This window comes from Actinoallomurus rhizosphaericola (assembly GCF_024055675.1).
Classification (GTDB): domain Bacteria; phylum Actinomycetota; class Actinomycetes; order Streptosporangiales; family Streptosporangiaceae; genus Actinoallomurus; species Actinoallomurus soli.
In genome coordinates, this window is the sequence record NZ_JAMXMW010000035.1 from 1 (window position 1) to 18,708 (window position 18,708).

An 18,708-nucleotide genomic window follows, 5' to 3' on the forward strand; every position below is an offset into this window, starting at 1 on the left:
GATGCAGCCTGCGGATCTCCGCCCAGTCCTCCACGCTCAGCACCCCTCTCCACTAGCCCCAAAGGGCTCGAGGTGGGTCCGTTTTCACGCGTCGCCACTGGTCCAGTTTTCAGGCGTCGTCGTCACGCGTCAGAGCTGAAACCCGTAGCGCGGCATTCAGCCGATGGGTGGAAGCCTCGTTTAAGGGCTATCGCTTCTTGGCTTCGCGAGCCGTCGTCACGATCTCGGCGGGCAGATCTGGGCCTTCACACGCCTGATCCAGCAGCCAGTTCCGATAACCGGGGTCGGGTAGCGATGGGGCAAGCGCGATGAGTTCGGTCAGGTCGCCCGCCGAGCCGGCGTGACGTACGCGAAATGCCGCACGCGCAGCTCGCAGAGTGACCTCATGCGGCTCCTGTTGCAGGCTGCACGATGCGCACCGCCCGGGCCGGAAATCCGGATCGAACAAGCGCCTCTTGGCACCCAACGACCCAACCTTCTTCCAGGTTCGGTCACCAAGACGGGAGGCGAGCGGCGCGGTGAGCGGCAGGCCGAGTCTCGGCCCGCGCGGCCGGCCCTGGTGGCTCCGTATCACGCGCAGTCACGCAGTTGCGGTGGTTCTGTATCGTCTCCGTCAACGATGCGTCATGTCCCGGGGAGATTTCGGCTTTGGACGTCCGTAGCGGTTCGTCGGCTCCGGTCACAGTGCTGCTCGTCGAGGACGACGAGGTGATCAGGAAGACCGTCACGATGGCGCTGGAGCGCTACGGCTATCGGATGAGCATGGCGGGCGATGGCCTCACGGGCCTGGAATCGTACCGGGAGCAGCGGCACGATCTCCTTTTGCTGGACGTGATGCTGCCGGTCCTGGACGGTATCGGGCTGTGCCGGAAGGTCAGGGAGTGGAGCCAGGTCCCGATCCTGATGATGTCCGCGCGCGGTGACGGGCTTGACGTCGTGGCGGGGTTGGAGGCGGGAGCCGACGACTACGTCGTCAAGCCCGTGGACACTTCCGTGCTGGTGGCCAGGATGCGTTCCCTGTTGCGCCGGGCCGCGTTCCGGCCGGCTTCCGGGAATCCGCCGGAGCCCGCTCCCGGCGTGGCCTCCGACCTGGTCTTCGGGGATCTGACCATCGATCCGGGAGGTCTGGAGGTGCGCCGGGCCGGTGAGCCGGTGGCCTTGGCGCCCACCGAGTTGCGCCTGCTACTGGCGTTCGCGGCGAACCCGGGGATCGTGCTGGACCGGCGAACACTGCTGCGCGACGTCTGGGACTACGGGTGGGACGGTGACAGCCGCGTCGTCGACCTGTGCGTACAGCGCCTGCGCAAGAAGATCGGCGCCGAGCGGATCGAAACGGTCCGAGGCTTCGGCTACAAGTTGCGGCGCTGACGTGGGAAACGCCATTGTCCGATGGACACGTAGCCTGCTGAACTGGCGATCGCTCCGTTGGAAGATCGCTGCGCTGGCGGCCGTGGCGTCCTGTGCGGTCGCGCTGGCCGTTGGACTACTGGTCCACAAGACCACGCTCGAGTGGTTGATGAACCAGGGCAGGTCACGGGCTTACGTCGCAATGCAGGAGGACGTGGCCACCTACCGGCGTACGGGCGTCGCACCGGACAGCTATACCCCGCAACAGATCCCGCCCGTCCTGATCGAGCAGGTGGACAGATCGGGGGGGTTCACCACCTGGTACGACGACCGGCGACCGGACAGCCCCTGGATGTGGGCGGCGCAGCCGGTCGACGACCGGCTGCTGTTCGTGCAGATGGATATGGGCACCGCGATACGCAGCCTGCAGGCCCTCGACCGGCATGTCGTGGAGGCCTCACTGGCCGTACTGGCGGTTGTCGTGCCCCTGGCGGCGCTGGCCGCCGAGCTGCCCAACCGGCGGCTGAGGCGGGTCGCCCGGACCGCACGGCGCATCGCGGACGGCGATCTGGACGCCCGGGCGATGAAGGGTGGCCGTCGCGGCCGGGATGGCGACGAGATCACCGAGATCTCGGTGGCCGTCGACGCGATGGCGGGCGCGCTGCAGGAACGACTGCTCAGCGAGCAGCGGTTCACCGCCGATGTGGCCCACGAGCTACGGACTCCGCTGATGGGCCTGGTCACCTCCACCGAGCTGCTCCCCGCCGGCGAGGCCACCGAGCTCGTACGCGACCGGGTGCGGGCCCTGCGGTCGCTGGTCGAAGACCTGCTGGAGATCACCCGGATCGACGCGGGCGTGGAGCAGGCCGATCTCACTTCGGTGCCGCTGGACCAGGTCGTCGAGGAGTCCGTACGCCGGACGGAAGTGCGGGCCCGGCTGACGGTGACCGGCGCCCCGGTCGCCTACACCGATCCGCGCCGGCTCAACCGGATCATCGCCAACCTGGTCATCAACGCGCACCGCCACGGGCGCCCTCCGGTCGAGGTCACCGTCAGCGGCACGACGATCGTCGTACGCGACCACGGCCCCGGGTTCCCCGAGGCGCTGCTGATGGACGGGCCACAACGGTTCCGCACCGGCGCGGCCGAACGCGGCCGGGGCCACGGCCTGGGCCTGACCATCGCCACCGGGCACGCGCGAGTGATCGGCGGCCGTCTGACGTTCGGCAACGCACCGGACGGTGGCGCGATCGCCACGCTTCACCTGCCGGCCGACGACCGGACCTGAGGGCCGGAACCTCATCGGCGCCCCAGGCTTTGCGGCCGCGGGCTCGTCGCCCGCACGCTGATACATGCCTGATACACGTCCGAGCGGCCGGGGATACGCGACCGCGACGGCATGGACACCCGCGCCCGGCATGGTGGCGTGCGCCACCGCACGTCACAGCAACGGAAGGGAACACCATGCCCGGCACATTCCATGCCCCTCGTACTCGGGTCGCACTCGCGGCCGTCGCCTGCCTCGCGAGCCTGCTGGCCGGTTGCGGGAAAGGTGGCGATCCGAGTGCCGCGGCGGGCGGCTCAGCGGCTCCCGCGTCGAGTTCCGGTTCCGCCGGCACGCTGGACCAGCAGTACAGCGCCTGGCAGGCCAAGTTCCGGTCGTGCCTGAGCGACAAGGGCTTCGAGCTTCCGAAGGAGCCCGGGAAAATCGACTTCGGTGACCGGCAGGACGCGTACAAGGTCGCGGAGGATGCCTGTCTCAAGAAGATCGGCCAGCCGCCGACGGCCCGTGCCAAGCAGAACACGTCCAGCAAGCAGATGCAGGAGAAGAATCTCCGAATGGCCCGGTGTTTCCGCGACCGCGGATACGACGTCAAGGACCCCAAGCCGGAAGAGTCCCTGGTCATGCCGGAGAACGTGACCGTCAAACAGCAGGACCTCGACGCGTGCACGAAGGCATGACGCATTCCGAACAGCCGGGAGTCGCTCCGGTGCCGCAACGGCGCGGCCGAGCCTGGGTCTGGTCGATCGTGGTGGTCGTCGTCGCCGCCGCGTCGGTCGTCGTCGTGCGGTCCGGAGGCGGTGCCGCGCAGGAGGCGGAGCACAAGCGTGTGTCGAGCACCGCTCTCGTAGAACGCAGGACGCTCAGAGAGACGGTCACCGCGCCCGGGTCGCTGGGCTACAGCGGGGCCGGCGAGCTCAGTGCCGGCCGCGCCGGCATCATCACCCGTCTCCCGCGTGCGGGCAGCCAGGTGAAGCTCGGCGGGGCCCTCTACTCCATCGACAACCGGCCCGTTCAGCTGTTGCGGGGACACACCCCGATGTGGCGGACGCTGACGAGCGGCATGTCCGACGGGCCGGACGTGCGGCAGCTGGAGCAGAGCCTCGCCACGCTCGGCTACTTCACCGGTGCGCCCGACGCTCACTTCAACTGGACGACGAATGCCGCGATCCGGCGATGGCAGGACGCCTGCAAGGTGAAGGAGACGGGGACGATCCGGCTCGGACAGATCGTTTTCGCCCCCGGCGATGTGCGCGTCGCACAGACCGTGGCACACCTCGGCGACCGGGTCGCAGCGGGCACAGCCGTGCTGAAACTGTCGAGCCTCCGCAAGGTCGTTTCCGCTCAGCTCAAGAGCGCGAACCAGGCCGTGGCCAAGGTGGGCGGCGACGTGACCGTCGATCTGCCCTCTGGCAAGACGACGACCGGCACCATCTCCAGGGTCGGCGTGCCCGAGCAGGTCGACCAGAACAGCGGGAAGACCGTCGTCGTTCCGGTGACGATCACTCTCGACCACCCGTCGGACGCGGGCTCCCTGCAAGAGGCCTCGGTGCTGGTCGATTTCCCCACCGCCAGCCGCAAGAACGTCCTGACGGTGCCGGTCTCGGCTCTCATCGCCCTGCCGGGCAGCGGGTACGGCGTGGAGGTGGTCCGGGACGCCGCGACGACCGAGACGATCAAGGTCGAGCCCGGACTGTTCGCCGGCGGCTTCGTGGAAGTGACCGGCGACCGACTCGCCGCGGGGCAGAAAGTCGTGGTACCGACACTATGAATGATGCCGTCATCGAACTCGACCGCGTAGTCCGCGACCACGGCAACCCACCCGTTCGAGCCGTCGACCACGTCTCGTTGTCGGTCGCACCAGGCGAGTTCGCCGCCATCGTCGGTCCCAGCGGCTCAGGCAAGTCGAGCCTGCTCAACATCATCGGCACGCTGGACCGCCCGACGAGCGGCCGTGCGCTCGTCGACGGCCGCGACGTCGGCGCGCTGAGCGACGCGGCACTGTCGGCGCTGCGCGCGTACCGCATCGGGTTCGTCTTCCAGCAGTTCCACCTCGCACTCGGGGTCAGTGCGGTCGACAACGTCGCGGATGGTCTCCTCTACACCGGAACGCCCCGTGCCGAACGGCGGCGCCGGGCCGTGGCGAGCCTGACCCGCGTCGGCCTGGCGGGCCGCCTCCACCACAAGCCCGACCAGCTGTCCGGCGGTGAACGCCAGCGCGTCGCCATCGCCCGGGCGATCGTGTCCGACCCGGCGCTGTTGCTGGCGGACGAACCCACCGGCAACCTCGACCAGCGTTCCGGTGCGGGGGTGATGGAACTGCTGCAGGAGCTCAACGAGACGGGCACCACCGTCATGATGATCACGCATGACGTACGGCTCGCCGAACGGATACCGAGGCGGATCAGCATGCGCGACGGCCAGATCGTCGCCGACGACCGAGAACTGACGGTATGAGCCACGGCGAGCGGGCCCACGCGCGCCGGTCGCGAATGCTCTACCCCGACGTGTACCGCGTGGGCGCGGCGGGGCTGAGAGCACGTCCCACCCGGGTCATCCTGTCCGCACTCGGCATCGCGATCGGTATCGCGGCGATGATCGCCGTCGTGGGCATCTCCACCTCGAGCCGGGCCAGGCTCAACGACCAACTCGCCGCGCTCGGCACGAACCTGCTGACCGTCCAGCCGGGTACGTCCATCGACGGCCAGGACACCACCCTGCCGGCCGACTCCCCGGGGAAGGTCGGGCTGATCGGCAAGGTCACCAAAGTCGGGGCGGTCGCCACTCTGCGGGGCGTGGACGTGTACCGGAGCCGGCTCATCGACCCGAACAACACCGGCGGCATCGATGTGCGAGCCGCCGACCTCGATCTTCTCGGCCTCCTGGGTGGCCGGCTACGGGAGGGAACCTGGCTCACCAAGGTGACCGCGAACTACCCCACCGTCGTACTCGGCGGCATCGCCGCCGACCGGCTCGGCATCGTGAGCCCGGGGAGCCAGATCTGGCTCGGCGACACCCAGTTCACGGTCATCGGCATTCTCGACGCCCTTCCCCTCGCGCCGGACCTGGACAGCTCCGCGCTCATCGGCGAGGCGTACGCCACGGCGCGGTTCGACTGGGACGGCAAGCCGACCACCATCTACGAACGCTCGGCCGACGCGGACGTCGGGGCGGTACGCGACCTCCTGCCACGTACCGTGAACCCGGAGAACCCCGAAAACGTGGACGTCTCGCGCCCCTCCGACGCTCTGGCGGCCAAGAACGCCGCGGACCTCACGTTCACCGGCCTGCTGGTCGGACTGGGCTCCGTCGCGCTGCTCGTCGGAGGCATCGGTGTCGCCAACACGATGGTCATCTCCGTGCTCGAACGCCGCCACGAGATCGGGCTGCGGCGTTCCCTCGGTGCCACGCGGGGACACATCCGGATCCAGTTCCTCGCCGAGGCGCTCCTGCTGTCCGCGCTCGGCGGCGTGGTCGGAGCGGCCGTCGGGTTCGGAGCCGTCGCGGTGTTCGCCAGGGTGAATGGCTGGCCCATCACGGTACCGCCCGCCGTATTCGCCGCCGGCATCGGCGCGACGCTCCTGATCGGGGCGGTCGCCGGCCTCTACCCGGCCATCCGGGCGGCGAGAACCCCGCCGACGGCGTCGCTGAACGCGTAACCGCATCGGGAGCGCGATCCGTTCAGCGCCGACGAGGGCCTGCCGGGACCAACACGTACGCCGTGCAGCGTGGCCGGTCGGCTGCACGACCCCGCGGGACCGGGGTGGGTACGTCTCGTCGTCCCGGTCTGGTCAGATGCCGCGGTGCCGTCGCCGCCGTCGACCTGGAGTCCCGATGTCGAGCCGCCGATACAGGGTCGATACACGCCTAAGCGGTCACTGAAACAGCGTCGCGGCGGACCGGACACCTCCGGCGTTCAAAGTGGCTCCGGCATGCGAATCGCGCGTGCGAGTCCCTGGAGGTCCTCATGCACCTTTCCCGACCCCGGCGGTCGGCCGGCACTGCCGTAGCGGCTCTGGCCGCCGCTGCCCTGGCGCTGACCGCGCCCCTGATGGCCGCCTTTCCGGCGCAGGCCATCGTCGGTGGTACCGAGTCAGCCAAGGCTTACTCGTTCATGGGTTCGTTCCAGCCGTCCTTTCCCCGGCCACCGCGCGCGGATGGACACGGCTGTGGGGTGGAGGTCCTCGCACCGCGGTGGGTACTGACCGCCAGCCACTGCGCCGGCAGGAACCCGACCGGGGCGAAGGTAGGGGTTCCGCGTGGATGGAAGGTCCGGGTCGGGTCACTGGACACCACGTCCGGAGGCGAGGTCGCCCAGGTCGACCACTACTACCGGCTGGCGACCAACCGCGATGAGGGGGGTTTCTGGGGCAGGGACCTCGCGTTGATGCACCTGCGGACCCCAGTGCGGGCCAAGCCCGTGCGGATCGCCTCGACCACGCCAGCGGACAACACGCCCGTCCGTATCATCGGCTGGGGAATGACCTGCGACGACAGCAACAATCCGGCGTGTTTCCCCACGCGGCTGCGGGAGGCCGACACCGTGGTACAGCCGATCTCGACGTGTCCGTCAGCCGCGCCCAGCGGAGAGTTGTGCATCGGTAGCCGCGACGGCAGCGTCGCCGCGAGCAACATGGACTCCGGCGGCCCTGCGCTGGTCCGCGAAGGCGGCCGGTGGGCGGTGGCCGGCGTGGTCAGCGGCCCCGGCGGCGACAATGCGCCAACGCTGTTCACCGATGTCACCAGGCACGCCGACTGGATCAACGGCATCATCGCCGGCACCAACGTGCCCCCCGATGACCAGATCCCGAACGTGGAAGGCGCGGTTGATCTGAACGACTGTACGGGCTCAGTGGTCCGCACCCCGGCCTCCCGGCCGGAAGACCCGGCGCTGATGCTGACCAACGGTCACTGCGTGCAGGGACAGCCGCCCGCACCCGGAACCGCACTAGTGGACCAGCCCGCCGACCGCGAGGTGCCCATCGCCGACCGCCAGGGCTACCCCCAGACCACCGCCCGCACGAACCGGCTCGTGTATGCGACGATGACCGGCACCGACATCGCGCTCTACCGCCTGGACAAGACCTACGCGCAGTTGCGGGCCGAGGGCGCGAAAGTCTTCCAACTCACCTTCACCCCCGTGCGCGCAGGCGACAAGCTGACCATGGCCTACACCAGCATCCGCTTGAACTGCACCGCCGAGGCCGTGGTCACACACCTGCGGGAGGGCGGCTACCAGCAGGACGACTCGATCCGGTACGCCACCAGCGAGGACTGCGCCCCCTGGCACGGCACATCCGGTTCGGCGCTGCTGGCGCCCGACGGCAACACGGTCATGGGAATCCACAACACCCACAACGATGCCGGTGAGCAGTGCACCGACAACAACCCCTGCGAGGTGGGCACGGACGGGGCCGTGACCTCAGTGCAGGGCCGTGCCTACGGTCAGCAGGTTTACATGATCGCGGCCTGTCTGACCGAGGGGTCGAAGCTGGACCTGTCCCGCCAAGGCTGCACCCTCACCCGTGCCAGGCCACGACCTGACCACCGTACCGGCAACTCCGGTTACCACGACCGGCACAGCGGTCCTGGTGCCCACAACCGCTGACCCGATCAGATGTCGTGCCGACCGTCGGCTGAAAGCGGACGGTCGGCACGCAACGCGGTCACCGTCACAAGAACGCCCCGAGACGCGGCTCTCGGGGGCTGTTTCCGCAGGTCAGGGTGGTGGGCAGGGGCGGGGTCGAAGCGCCGACCTTCCGCTTTTCAGACATGACATCGACCCTGTTCGGGGTGCGTCTGCCGTGGTCCGACGGTGGTCGACGTGTGCCGTGCGAGCCTCTGGAAGGGGACGTTGTCGTCAACGCTGTCGTCACTCCCCGGCGTGCGTCAGCTCGGCAAGAGCGTGAACGCCGGTATGTGGCGGGGCGGACCACAGTGAAGTGTCGTCGATCAACGGTGGCGATCTCGGTCGGTCCGAGGGATCAGGCGGTCGTGCCGAGGACGTCGTCGAGCCAGTCGTAGACGCGTGCGAATGCCAGGCGCTGGGCGCCGGACTGGCAGTGGGCGCCGGCGCCCTCTTGAGCGGTGAACTCCAGCAGCGTCTTGGGGCAGGTCAGGTGCTCGTACAGCAGCTCGGGCTGGCCTCGGAAGAACCCGTCATCGGCGCCCGCGCAGACCAGGGTGGGGCAGGCGATCTTCTCGGCGATGCCGTCGCGCAGGTGGTGGTCGAGGTAGGCCGCGCCGAACGCGCGCGGAGTGTCGACGCCCATCACGTACATGCCGTGCTCGATCGCCCACCGCATCATGGGGCTCGCTGCCATGGCCGCCTCCATCATGGCGTCCAGGTCGGGGTCGTCGGCGGCGCGGAGCCGCCGTTCGGCCTCGGCACGGTCGCCGGGAATGGCGGACGTGGTGATGACGCCCAGGTCGTAAACCCCGTCGAGGGCGATGAGGGCGGCGATGCGGTGCTCGAAGGCCGCGGCGCGCGGCGCGAGCAGACCGCCCATGCTGGCTCCGAGCAGGGCGATCCGAGCCGGGTCGACCTCCGGAATCGTGAGGGCATGGTCGATGACGGGACCGACCACGTTCTCCCAGTCGGGACGGAATACCAGGCCCTGGTGGTGTCGGGTGCCCGGCTGGCCCGGTCCGTCGAAGGCCAGAACGGTGTAGCCACGCTCGACGGCCGCGGCAGCTCCGAAGAAGTGCATCTCCTCGACCGTGCCGTCGAATCCGTTGCACATCACCACGGTCGGCCGGGCGGCACCCGAGTCGTCGGCCCGATACAGGTAGCCGGGCAGGACGGTGCCCTCGTAGGGGATCTCGACCGGTTCGATGGCCGGGGTGAACAGCGCCGCGGCCTGCTGAAAACAGTCGACCGAAGCGTCGTAGGCGTGCACGATGCGGGAGTCGGAGGCGTCGCCGTGCAAGAAGAACTCGGCGTTGCGGTAGTAGTTCGACGCGCGCAGGAAGGCGTCTCGGGCGCTGACCCGATGGCCGCCCGCGAGGGCCGCTCGTGCCTCGGCCTCCACACGGTCCGCAGTGGCCAGCCACTCGTCGTGCCAGCTGTCGTAGTCGCCGGCCGTGATCCGCTGTGCGGTCACCACGACCTCGCCGAAGTCGGCGCCGCCGTAGGCGACGTGCCCGAGTGTCCGCAGGGTCTCGTACCAGAACTGAGGGTTCTCGGGGAAGAACAGGGGATCCATCATCCACTCCTAAAGCAGTCGAAGGCTGCGTTAGTGAGACCATAGGATCCAGGCGTCGTAAACGCAAGCACGGGCTGCGTTAAGCTGAGAGGCGTGACGGAACAGCAGCGGGCCCGCCGGCCCGGCGGGCGCAGCGCCCGGGTCCGCGCGGCGGTGCACCAGGCGGTCACCGGCCTGGTGGCCGAACGCGGCTACGGTGCCTTCACTGTGGGCGACGTCGCGGCCCGCGCCGGCGTGGCCGACACGAGCATCTACCGCCGTTGGGGCACCATCGAGTCCCTGCTGATGGACGTGGCGATCACCCGGCTCACCACCGCCTCCCCCATACCCGATACCGGCACCCTGGAGGGCGACCTGCGCTCCTACGCCGCCAAGGTGGCCCGTGACGTCACCGGGCCCGACGGATTGGCGGTACTGCGCCTGGTCATCGCTCTGTCCAACGCGGGCGATACGGGCACGCAGGCCCGAGACCGCTTCCTGGCCGAACGCACACGCCAACTCCAGGAGATGCTCGACCGCGCCCGTGAACGAGGTGAGGACCCGCCGGACGCCCTCGACCTGGTCGATCACATCCTGGCGCCGATGTACGTCCGCGTCCTGTTCGGTGTCGGCCCGCTCACCGCCGCCTACGTCGACGCGCTGGTCGACCGCCTGCTGTCCTCTCCGAGTAGGAGATCACGGTCGGACGACTCGGCGGTCTGACAGCGCCAGTCTCAGATCTAGAGCTTTGGGTCCGGGATTCTGAACACGAGTGTCAGGTTCTCAAGCCGCAGGGTTGAGTCGCGCTCGGGCGATGTAGTCCTCGACGTGGTGATCGACGTCGGCCAGGGCCCGGCGTAGTTCGGGTGGTGCTTGGGGTTGGTCGGCGGCGGCCAGGGGTCTGAGCAGGCGGTTGTAGAGCTTGTGGCGCCAGGTACCGCAGAAGCTGATCCACCTCCTGTCTCCGGGCATGCGGGAGTTCATGGACAGCGTGGCGGCTCAGGCCATGGCCTGCGGCTGGCTGATTTTGATCGGTGGGCGTGCATGGCCTTGGCGATGCCGTCCAGCATCCGGTGGTGTCGGCACGCCACCACCCCCTTCGATTCAAGAGAGCGCAGGTTGGGTGATGCCGGCCTGTGATCGAGGTGCCGATGCAGCGCCTCGGCCGTCGATTGTCCACGAGGCCAGGAGGAAGGGGGCGTCCTCGCGAACGCCCCACCCTTCGGGCGAACAGGGGACGGGACCGCGTCGGTTCAGACGAAGAAGGCGTTCATGCCGGGAACGTCGGAGAGATAGGTCTCGATACTGGCGATCTTGCCATCGCGCAGGCGGCATACCGTGGACAGGTACTCATCGAGGACTGCATCCTCACGACGCGCGGTGTTGTGAAGAGACAGTGCCATGTTCTCCCGGCTGACGAGGACGTGCAGCAGTTCGAAGTTGAGGCCGTAGCCGGCGATCTTCTTGGCGCGTTCCACGACCTCGTCGGCGCCGACGGCGGTGCCGGAGATGGTGTTGTCGCCCGGCAGGGTCCACGTGGCGTCGGGCTGCAGCAGGGACCGGATCGCCTCCCAGTCGCGTGCGACGAGGGCGGCGTGGAACTGCTTGCCGAGGCCGTACGGCGTGCTGTCCGTGGTCACGTTGATCTCCTATGAGAATGCTTAAAGCAGCGATCAGTGCTTTAAGTCGAAGCCTACTCACATGCCGACGGCTAAAGCAAAGAAGTTCGCGTTAAGATGAGGGTATGAGCGCCGAAGCCCAGACGAGACGACCGGGCGGCCGCAGCGCCCGGGTCCGGGCGGCCGTCCACCAAGCCGCGACCGAACTGGTTGCCGAGCACGGCGCCGACCAGGTCACCATGCCCGCGGTGGCCAAGCGCGCAGGGGTGAACACGAGCACGATGTACCGGCGCTGGGGCACACTCGGGGCGCTCCTGGCCGATATCGCCGCGCAGCAGATCGACGCCGCTCCCGAGTCCGTCGGGGACCTGCGCGGCGACCTGGAAAACCATGCGGCATGGACGCTGGCGGAGCTGTCCCGCCCGGGTGGGATCGCCTTCTTCCGCGCCGAGGTGGCCGCCGACGTCGATGAACGCCGCGCCGGCCTGCGCGAATGCCTGCAGCGGGTCAGCGGGCGGTTCGAGGCGGTCCTCGACGCAGCCCGGGAGCGAGACGAGGCGACGCCGTCGTTGGAGCAGATCCTCGACCGCATCGTCGCCCCCCTGTACTTCCGCGTGGTCTTCTCGGTCCCCGGCACCGACGAGGCCTACGCGCGCGCCCTGGCGGCGGACCTTCTCCGTACCGCCCGGTGAGCGGCACACGATCAACCGACCGGCAGGGGGGCTTCGGTCGGCTGGGTGGGGGTCAGTGTCGCCTTGGCCTTGAGGTGGAGCAGGACCGTGCGGGTGAGCATCATGAGAACCGCCATGAAGATCAGGGCGTCGGTGAGCGCGCTGGGTGAGACGGTATGGGTGGCCATCCATTCGCCCAATTGTCGGCCGAAGATGTGCGCGGTGCCGTAGGAGAAGGCGAGGCGTGCGCCGACCACGGCGATCCAGGTGAGTGCATAGCCGATTCCGGCACGGGACTTCGCGCAGCGGCGGCCTTTGGCCATGCCTTCGTGTACGGGCATGAAGGCGCTGGCCAGTAGTCCCAGCAGCAGCCCGGTGGCTATGCCGGCGATTTCCAGCATCAGGCCGTATCCGCTGGTGGCGAGTTGGTCGATGTAGATCGGCACGATGGCTCCGGCGGTGATGATCGGGCGGAGCACGCGCATTCTGGTAACTTTTCGCGTGCCGAGGTCGGATTCCAGCACGATGCCGAGTACGGCCAGATTCAAAATCCATACGCCCATGTCCATGGCTGCGGCCTTGGCCGAGGGGATGACCCGGCTCCCACCCCCACCGACTGGAGCGGTCGACAGAACTTCGAGCCATCCCCGAGCCCGAGGCCCCCGCCGGAGGCTTATAGCGGTTCTGCCTTCTGAGCCATAGGGAGATCAAAGCGTCCAGGGCTGTCCACGACAGTCCAGTACCACCGCTACCAGCTTGGGAATTAAGTGGGGATCGAGCTTCAGCGCCCCTGACCTGGGGTGGCAACAGACCGCGAGTGACCCTTGGTGCCTCTTGCTCACCCTGGCTAGTTGCACGCTAATTGCACGCCGCGAGCGTCCCCACCTGGACGCGGACCGCCGACTGAGGTCCGGACCGGTCGGCAGTGAGCCAGTCCGTCAGTCGAGACGTCCTACAGGCGCCCGGTTTAGGAATCCACAGGCCATACAGCGGACATACAAGGCTGACCTGCCCGGTAACGGCCTCAGCAAGCTGCGCGGCGGGAGGCCATCCCGCGTAATATCCCGTGCGGGAATCGCTGGTTCACCCCTCGGGGGCCGCCGTTCCCAAGAACCAGACCAGCCGATGATTCGGGCGCGGGCAGCCGAGGACCTGCCTCAACCCAGGCCACATGTCCGCCTCAACTGGATACCAGTCGGCGTCCCACTCAGGTCCGCGATCCAGCATGTCACGAAGGCTGATCCAGCTGCTCAGCTGTGACCAGAAAGATCGTCGGCGTGCCTTCTCGCATGGGATAGCCGGCGAGTTGTCAACGGACGTCGATCGCATCGCACGAAGGCTTGTCAGGCACAGCTACAACCTAGTCACAAGCACCGACGACGACCGCAGCAGCGTTAGCACGATCGTCCTAATCGGCAGGAGCGGACACCATCCCCCGTAGCCGACGGCGACACAGGTCCGATGCGCAGGAACCGCGGACAGATGGTGTCCGGTGCCTGGGACCGTGCGCCGTTGGTTGTCGTCGCTGTCGTCACAGCTGTCGTCAGACCATCGCGGACCGCCAGAGAGCCAGACCGCCGCTGCGCCGCCAAGAGCTGTAGATCAGGTTTCGAGAGGCCCATGGACCAGCATCTGTCAAGCTCCTCGCCCACATCGCCACCCGTTCACGCCTGTCCTATGAAGGTCACCGCGTCCGGTTCTGACTAGGCAGCCATCAGACGTAATGTGGCAGCTCTGGGCATCCTTGAAGAAGGTAGGCGATATGGCGGGTCCACGCTCTTATGACAGGAATACCGTGGCTTCGCTCTCCTACCTAAGCGGAGGCCGCTGTTACTTTCCGGGTTGCCCGGAGTCAGTTTTTCGTAAGGTCGGAGATACGTGGAACCTTGTGGGCGAGATAGCCCATATCCGAGCTGCGAAGCCGAACGGCCCGCGCTACGACGCCACCATGAGCGACGACGAACGACGAGCGATCACCAACCTCGTAATCTTCTGCGATCCACATCATGACATAGTAGACAAGAAGGATAATGAAAGGGTTTATCCCGTTACCAGATTAGAGCGTTGGAAGGTTCAGCAGGAGGCGGACCCAAGACAGGCGGTGCAACGACTTCGCGAGGTATCACCCGCTGGTCTCCGCAAGCTTGTTGGGGATGGACTAAAACGACACGACCAGCTTATGATGAGGGCAATCGAGCGCTTGGAGAGGTCAGACAGGCAGGCGGCCGAGTTGATGCGAAGCCTCATCGATGAGCTTACCGAGGCTTACACGCTACAGCGACGGAGCCTCAATCCGGATCTAATCGAGATGCTGAGCCACGCCGCGAACACACTGGCGCGGTACAGTTGGGTCGCCGAAGAACTTGATAGCGCAACCTCGCGGCTTGAACGGACAGTCAGACGGCTACCCGAGTTGTGAGCCGTAGATAGACGACGCCTTCCTGGCCGCTAGGCGGGCGCTTTACACAGCCATCCTCTGGCAGCAAAAACAGCCCCCGTACAGCTCTAATGCTGCCGGGGGGCTGTCGCATGTATCTGGACGAGGTGATTCGCAGCGCTCAGCGTTTAACGCGATTACGGATCGCGAGAGCGGCCAAGCCGACGAACAGGGGGCCGGTTATACGCAGCATTATGCGTATGGCCTGGCCCCATCGAGTGACGTTTTCTGGCACGGCGGAAGTCTTTACATCCACGGCGACCGTGGAGCGCAGACTATAAAGCAGAGCGTCAATGTAGGGTACGGGCCTACCTGGGAACCCGGCATATTGCATGCCTAGCGCCAGCACCGCAACGACGCCTAGCAGTGCAACGAGTGCGCGCCCAACGCGCAGGCCATATCCCGACGCTAGCCAGTACAGCCACAGGAGCACTTTTTCGCCACGATGGGCACCAGCTCGGCGCATCTCCATTTCGCCATAGTAGAAATCCGCGGCACCAGGCTCGTTCTTGGCATCCTCCATAGCCTTGCGGAGTTGCCGGTAAAGCACTTCCAACCGAGCCGGTGTCGGCTCCCACGGATCCGCGCCCCCAGGCGCGGAGGTCCACTCGCTTAGCGGCTCCCTATATCCCAACGCCTTGAGCGGCCGACACAGAATTGATTTTAGGTATCGGTGGAGCATTTCAAATCGCACCAACACCTGCCGACGGTTCGCACTCCGACGGGCGCGCCAGTAATGTTCTTCGGCCAGCACCCGCCGGACTCGGCGCGGGTCGGTCGCGAACCTGCACTCGCCATCAAGATGCAACTGTTCGGCACGATGCAACCCCGTGAACCGGCAACTCGTCAGATCTACGTCCGTCAAGGTTACCGAGCCCGCATCAAGTCTCTGTAGCGAAGCCACACGTACGTCAGGTAGAAGCCCACTCTCAGGATGACGGAAATCGGACTCATCGGTAGCAAAGATAGGGCGTCGCAAGCCTTGAACCGTTACCGGGCCAGCCAACACAGTATCCGCCAGGTCGACCTTAGCGGCCCTTAGTCGCAGAGTTAGCCTCCCTTTACCCCTCAGATTTTTAGCGTCCAGACGTTGCGCCAATGCCTCCACGCAGAGTTCTTGCTCAACTACTGCTTCTTTGAAGCTCCCCGTCAATTGGAAGGTCGTCTGGCTGAAACTAGCGCGTCCACTAAAGGTTGCCCCATGAAAGAAAGCAGCATTGAAGCTGACCTGGAGAAAATCTACCTCATCATTGAACTTAGCCTTCGTGAAATTTCCGTTCCGGTTGAACCTCACACCCGTAAATGATGCACCTTTCTCGAAGACCGTCTCAATAAAGTAGGCGTCCCCCTTGAACGTGGCATTGGCGAAGTTCGGACTTTCGGCAAATTTTGCGCTGCCAAAATTGGCCTTGGTGGCCCTCAGATCGACAGGGAGGGTGGCAGGCTCCTTGGCAAAACTTGCTTTCGTAAAGTCGGCGCTTCTAAATCTCGCCCCCTGAAACCGGGCATTTTTGCTGAAGGTCGCTGCGGTGAACCAGGCATCGCCTTCGAAAATAACTTCTTCGAAGGACGCGTCCCCGCGGAAAGTGGCGCCGGTAAAGTCTGCGACATCGGTAAATTTCAGACCGCCGAAGTCGGCTCGGCCGGTGAATGTCGCGCCGCTGAAGGAGACGACGCCGACCTCTGAGCCGTCCTGGCGACCACGCAACGCCTCCAGGAGCTCTTCGAGTAGTCCTTCAGTGAAGGTGACGCCATCAGCGCGAACAGGCGCTCCAGCAAGCAGATTAGCTAGATAGCCAGCTCTGCGGTCCGCGCTCAAATGCGCCAGGCACGTGCCTTTACGGACTGGGAAGGCGCCACACGCCTTCGGTGAACCGCCGAAGTCGGGGTGTCGACAGACGTCAGCCTGAGTGGGTCTGGCCATAACAGAGGTCTACCGGACTGACCGCATGTTCAGGGCCAGAACGGACAGCCAGGAAGACGGCTCAAGATCCTTGATCTTCTCTTCCAGCTTCTGAAGGCACCACGCCCCAACCTGCGCTCCACAGGTCAAAGCCTGTCGCTGTCGAACGCGCAGCAGCTTGGTCTTGACACGCCGAACGTAGTCAGGAGGTCCGCGCGACGCAGAGCGAGACATGAGTGATCTCCTATGTCCTCTTAGCTGCCTGCGCCGGCGGCCGTCGGGAGGCTCGGCACCGGGCGGCCTGCAGAGCTACGCCATCTCCGAGAGCTAACCGGCGCCGTCGTTGTGCTTGTCCAACTGGGAGGACAAGATGAAGCCCTCAAGCGCCGCATCGAGGCAGCTTGATGGGCTAACGCTTTGGCACGTATTTGGCACAGCCACCCGCCGCCGGCCGGTGACGGCCGAACACAGTCGGACAGTCTCAGGACGTGGGTAGGGGCGGGGTCGAACCGCCGACCTTCCGCTTTTCAGGAGTGACATCACCCCTGATCGCGGTGCTCCAACCGAGGTCAGACGGTGGTCGACGTGTGCCGGCGTGAGTCCCTGGAAGGGGACGTTGCCGTCATGGTTGCCGTCAGCGGTCGGTGTCCTTGGGGTGGCGAGGCGATGCGTAGATGGATGACCCAGACAGTGCGGCTGTCGTCGTCGATCACGTACCGGACGCGGCCGCCGCTGATGACCTCAAATGGTGCGTGCTTGCCGGCTGTCAGCGGACACGATGCCACAAACGTAGGTTCGTCCTACCGAGATAGCACCTCAACCCCGTCCTGACCACTCTGCGCCAACAACCCACCACGGACGGACGTGATCCGCCACAATCGCGGCATGACGTTGCGGCGTACACAGTCCCCCATAGAGCACACCGAGCTAGGCCACCTCAAGCTCTACCGCGACGACCTGATCAAGATCGCCAAGATTCTGGCTGAGATCGGGCCACTTGAGATCAAGTGTGGCGACTGGGAGGGGGATGACCCGACGGACTTCGATAGCCCCGACCTGCCGGAAAGGCTCCCCGGGGTTGAGATGACGGCGACAGACGGAACGATCGGCGTGGGCGTGAGGCTCAAGCGGAACGAGGCGATCGTCATAGTCGCTGAGCCCACCAGCCTCACGGAGGGAGTACTCAGCCGGATCCAACGCATCACCAAGCCACGCCGACGTGCGGTGACGGCGGTCAGGTACGACATGCCCGGCGGCCCGAAGATCGCGATACGCCCCATCTCGGCCAAGACACCCGTCGTTCGCAGCAGCGCCCTATTGATCAACGACTACCGTGAGAACCGCCCCACCTTCTGGGAGCGCACTCGTGATGACTGGATCGTAGGTGCGGTGTGGTGCGTGGTCGGCCTCGTGCTGGGCGGCGTCATCGGCTATTGGGTCAACACCATCACGTGACGCGGTGACCTCATGGTCTAGTCGAACACCGGGCAGGCCCGGTCGAGCCACGCCTGGACGGCCTCCTCCGTCTTCCACTCACGCGTGGTTACGTAGGTGTGCTGGTTGACCGTGAATTGGACCGCGTACCTGCGCGCCCCACCGACGACCTTCGCGTGCGTGGTCATCCCAAGGTTGATCCGGTACCCGTACTCGCGCTGGGAGGCGCTCACGACGTCTACCCAGCCGCTCACCGCTGGCACCTACGCCCTCTCCTCTGCGCCCGTCAGCGCGTCCTCGTACTCTTGAACCCATCCCGCCTGGCGCTGCTCCCCTGGCAGCCCTGCGAGGCCCTCTCTCAGCAGCGACACGGCGTCCCCGTCCTCGCCGATGCCAGCCAGCGCGACGCCCACGTTCAGCTGAAAGAACGGCTCTGAGTACCAGTACACCGCTGGGGGCGGTTCACCCATCCCGCTGGCCAGCTCCGCTGACTGGTCCAACAGGCCCGCACTCGGTTACGCTCGCCCAACTCCGCGTACCCCTGGGCCGCCTGGAGCGCGTCGAATGCGTGCTGTGCCACGGCCACGCCAGGAGTCGCCACTGCGGCGGCCGCGTACCTAATGACCTCCAGCGGTCGCTTCCGCCGCCGCGCGACGTACCCCTTGAAGCTAGTCGCCGAGGCCGCGCCCGTGCCGTACCCGACCTCGTCAGCCAACCCCACCGCCCGGTCGAACAGCCTGACTGCCCGCTGGTCCTGCCGCACGGCCGCGTGCAGCCAGCCCGCGAAGGTCGTCCAGTCCGCCACGAGCCGGCCCAGCTCAGCACGCACCG

Annotated in this window: 18 protein-coding genes; 11 read left to right on the plus strand and 7 right to left on the minus strand. The window is 66.5% G+C overall.

Features of this window, described 5'->3' with window-relative positions:
• Positions 1 to 684 precede the first annotated feature (684 nt).
• From cseB to NE234_RS42840, 7 genes are all read left to right on the plus strand, one after another.
• Entirely contained in the window at positions 685 to 1,368 is a 684-nt protein-coding gene (gene cseB, locus NE234_RS42810) for a two-component system response regulator CseB (RefSeq protein ID WP_308207006.1), read from the plus strand.
• 82 nt (positions 1,369 to 1,450) lie between these two features.
• Complete coding sequence (locus NE234_RS42815) at positions 1,451 to 2,635, plus strand: sensor histidine kinase (RefSeq protein WP_252786909.1); 1,185 nt, start codon at positions 1,451 to 1,453, stop codon at positions 2,633 to 2,635.
• 176 nt (positions 2,636 to 2,811) lie between these two features.
• Entirely contained in the window at positions 2,812 to 3,309 is a 498-nt protein-coding gene (locus tag NE234_RS42820; protein WP_252786910.1) for a hypothetical protein, read from the plus strand.
• Positions 3,310 to 3,338: 29 nt separating this feature from the next.
• Positions 3,339 to 4,400, plus strand: coding sequence for an efflux RND transporter periplasmic adaptor subunit (locus tag NE234_RS42825; RefSeq protein ID WP_252786911.1), 1,062 nt, complete (start codon positions 3,339 to 3,341; stop codon positions 4,398 to 4,400).
• Positions 4,397 to 5,086, plus strand: a complete 690-nt coding sequence (locus NE234_RS42830; RefSeq protein WP_252786912.1) for an ABC transporter ATP-binding protein — start codon at positions 4,397 to 4,399, stop codon at positions 5,084 to 5,086. The genes NE234_RS42825 and NE234_RS42830 overlap by 4 nt, the downstream gene beginning before the upstream one ends.
• Positions 5,083 to 6,288: an ABC transporter permease gene (locus NE234_RS42835; RefSeq protein ID WP_252786913.1), complete on the plus strand. Its 1,206-nt coding sequence runs from the start codon at positions 5,083 to 5,085 to the stop codon at positions 6,286 to 6,288. Before NE234_RS42830 ends, NE234_RS42835 begins: the two co-directional genes overlap by 4 nt.
• A gap of 308 nt (positions 6,289 to 6,596) precedes the next feature.
• Positions 6,597 to 8,237 carry a trypsin-like serine protease gene (locus NE234_RS42840; protein ID WP_252786914.1) on the plus strand — a complete coding sequence of 547 codons (1,641 nt, stop codon included), beginning with the start codon at positions 6,597 to 6,599 and terminating at the stop codon, positions 8,235 to 8,237.
• A 376-nt stretch (positions 8,238 to 8,613) separates the two neighbouring features.
• Here the strand turns inward: NE234_RS42840 and NE234_RS42845 are convergent, their stop codons facing one another.
• The gene (locus tag NE234_RS42845) at positions 8,614 to 9,834 is read right to left on the minus strand and encodes an alpha/beta hydrolase family protein (protein WP_252786915.1); all 1,221 of its coding nucleotides are present in this window, start codon (positions 9,832 to 9,834) and stop codon (positions 8,614 to 8,616) included.
• A gap of 93 nt (positions 9,835 to 9,927) precedes the next feature.
• On the opposite strand from NE234_RS42845, the gene NE234_RS42850 reads away from it, so the two are divergent.
• A complete protein-coding gene (locus NE234_RS42850) occupies positions 9,928 to 10,536 on the plus strand; it encodes a TetR/AcrR family transcriptional regulator (protein ID WP_252786916.1) in 609 nt (202 codons plus the stop codon).
• A gap of 60 nt (positions 10,537 to 10,596) precedes the next feature.
• Here NE234_RS42850 and NE234_RS42855 read toward each other — a convergent pair whose 3' ends face one another.
• Both NE234_RS42855 and NE234_RS42860 read right to left on the minus strand, forming a co-directional pair.
• The gene (locus NE234_RS42855) at positions 10,597 to 10,785 is read right to left on the minus strand and encodes a hypothetical protein (protein WP_252786917.1); all 189 of its coding nucleotides are present in this window, start codon (positions 10,783 to 10,785) and stop codon (positions 10,597 to 10,599) included.
• Positions 10,786 to 11,066: 281 nt separating this feature from the next.
• Positions 11,067 to 11,453: a nuclear transport factor 2 family protein gene (locus tag NE234_RS42860; RefSeq protein ID WP_252786918.1), complete on the minus strand. Its 387-nt coding sequence runs from the start codon at positions 11,451 to 11,453 to the stop codon at positions 11,067 to 11,069.
• Between the two features lie 104 nt (positions 11,454 to 11,557).
• Here NE234_RS42860 and NE234_RS42865 point away from each other — a divergent pair, with 104 nt between their 5' ends.
• The gene (locus NE234_RS42865) at positions 11,558 to 12,124 is read left to right on the plus strand and encodes a TetR/AcrR family transcriptional regulator (RefSeq protein ID WP_252786919.1); all 567 of its coding nucleotides are present in this window, start codon (positions 11,558 to 11,560) and stop codon (positions 12,122 to 12,124) included.
• Between the two features lie 11 nt (positions 12,125 to 12,135).
• On the opposite strand, the gene NE234_RS42870 is transcribed toward NE234_RS42865, so the two are convergent.
• On the minus strand, positions 12,136 to 12,672 hold the full coding sequence (locus tag NE234_RS42870) for a hypothetical protein (protein WP_252786920.1): 537 nt from the start codon (positions 12,670 to 12,672) through the stop codon (positions 12,136 to 12,138).
• A gap of 1,379 nt (positions 12,673 to 14,051) precedes the next feature.
• Between NE234_RS42870 and NE234_RS42875 the strand changes: the two genes are divergently transcribed.
• The gene (locus NE234_RS42875) at positions 14,052 to 14,522 is read left to right on the plus strand and encodes a hypothetical protein (RefSeq protein WP_252786921.1); all 471 of its coding nucleotides are present in this window, start codon (positions 14,052 to 14,054) and stop codon (positions 14,520 to 14,522) included.
• 139 nt (positions 14,523 to 14,661) lie between these two features.
• Here NE234_RS42875 and NE234_RS42880 read toward each other — a convergent pair whose 3' ends face one another.
• Positions 14,662 to 16,464 (minus strand): pentapeptide repeat-containing protein, encoded by a 1,803-nt coding sequence (locus NE234_RS42880; protein WP_252786922.1) that lies wholly within the window; start codon positions 16,462 to 16,464, stop codon positions 14,662 to 14,664.
• 864 nt (positions 16,465 to 17,328) lie between these two features.
• Between NE234_RS42880 and NE234_RS42885 the strand changes: the two genes are divergently transcribed.
• A complete protein-coding gene (locus NE234_RS42885; RefSeq protein WP_252786923.1) occupies positions 17,329 to 17,898 on the plus strand; it encodes a hypothetical protein in 570 nt (189 codons plus the stop codon).
• 17 nt (positions 17,899 to 17,915) lie between these two features.
• On the opposite strand, the gene NE234_RS42890 is transcribed toward NE234_RS42885, so the two are convergent.
• A complete protein-coding gene (locus NE234_RS42890) occupies positions 17,916 to 18,131 on the minus strand; it encodes a hypothetical protein (protein WP_252786924.1) in 216 nt (71 codons plus the stop codon).
• Positions 18,132 to 18,140: 9 nt separating this feature from the next.
• Positions 18,141 to 18,347: a hypothetical protein gene (locus NE234_RS42895; protein WP_252786925.1), complete on the minus strand. Its 207-nt coding sequence runs from the start codon at positions 18,345 to 18,347 to the stop codon at positions 18,141 to 18,143.
• Positions 18,348 to 18,708 lie beyond the last annotated feature (361 nt).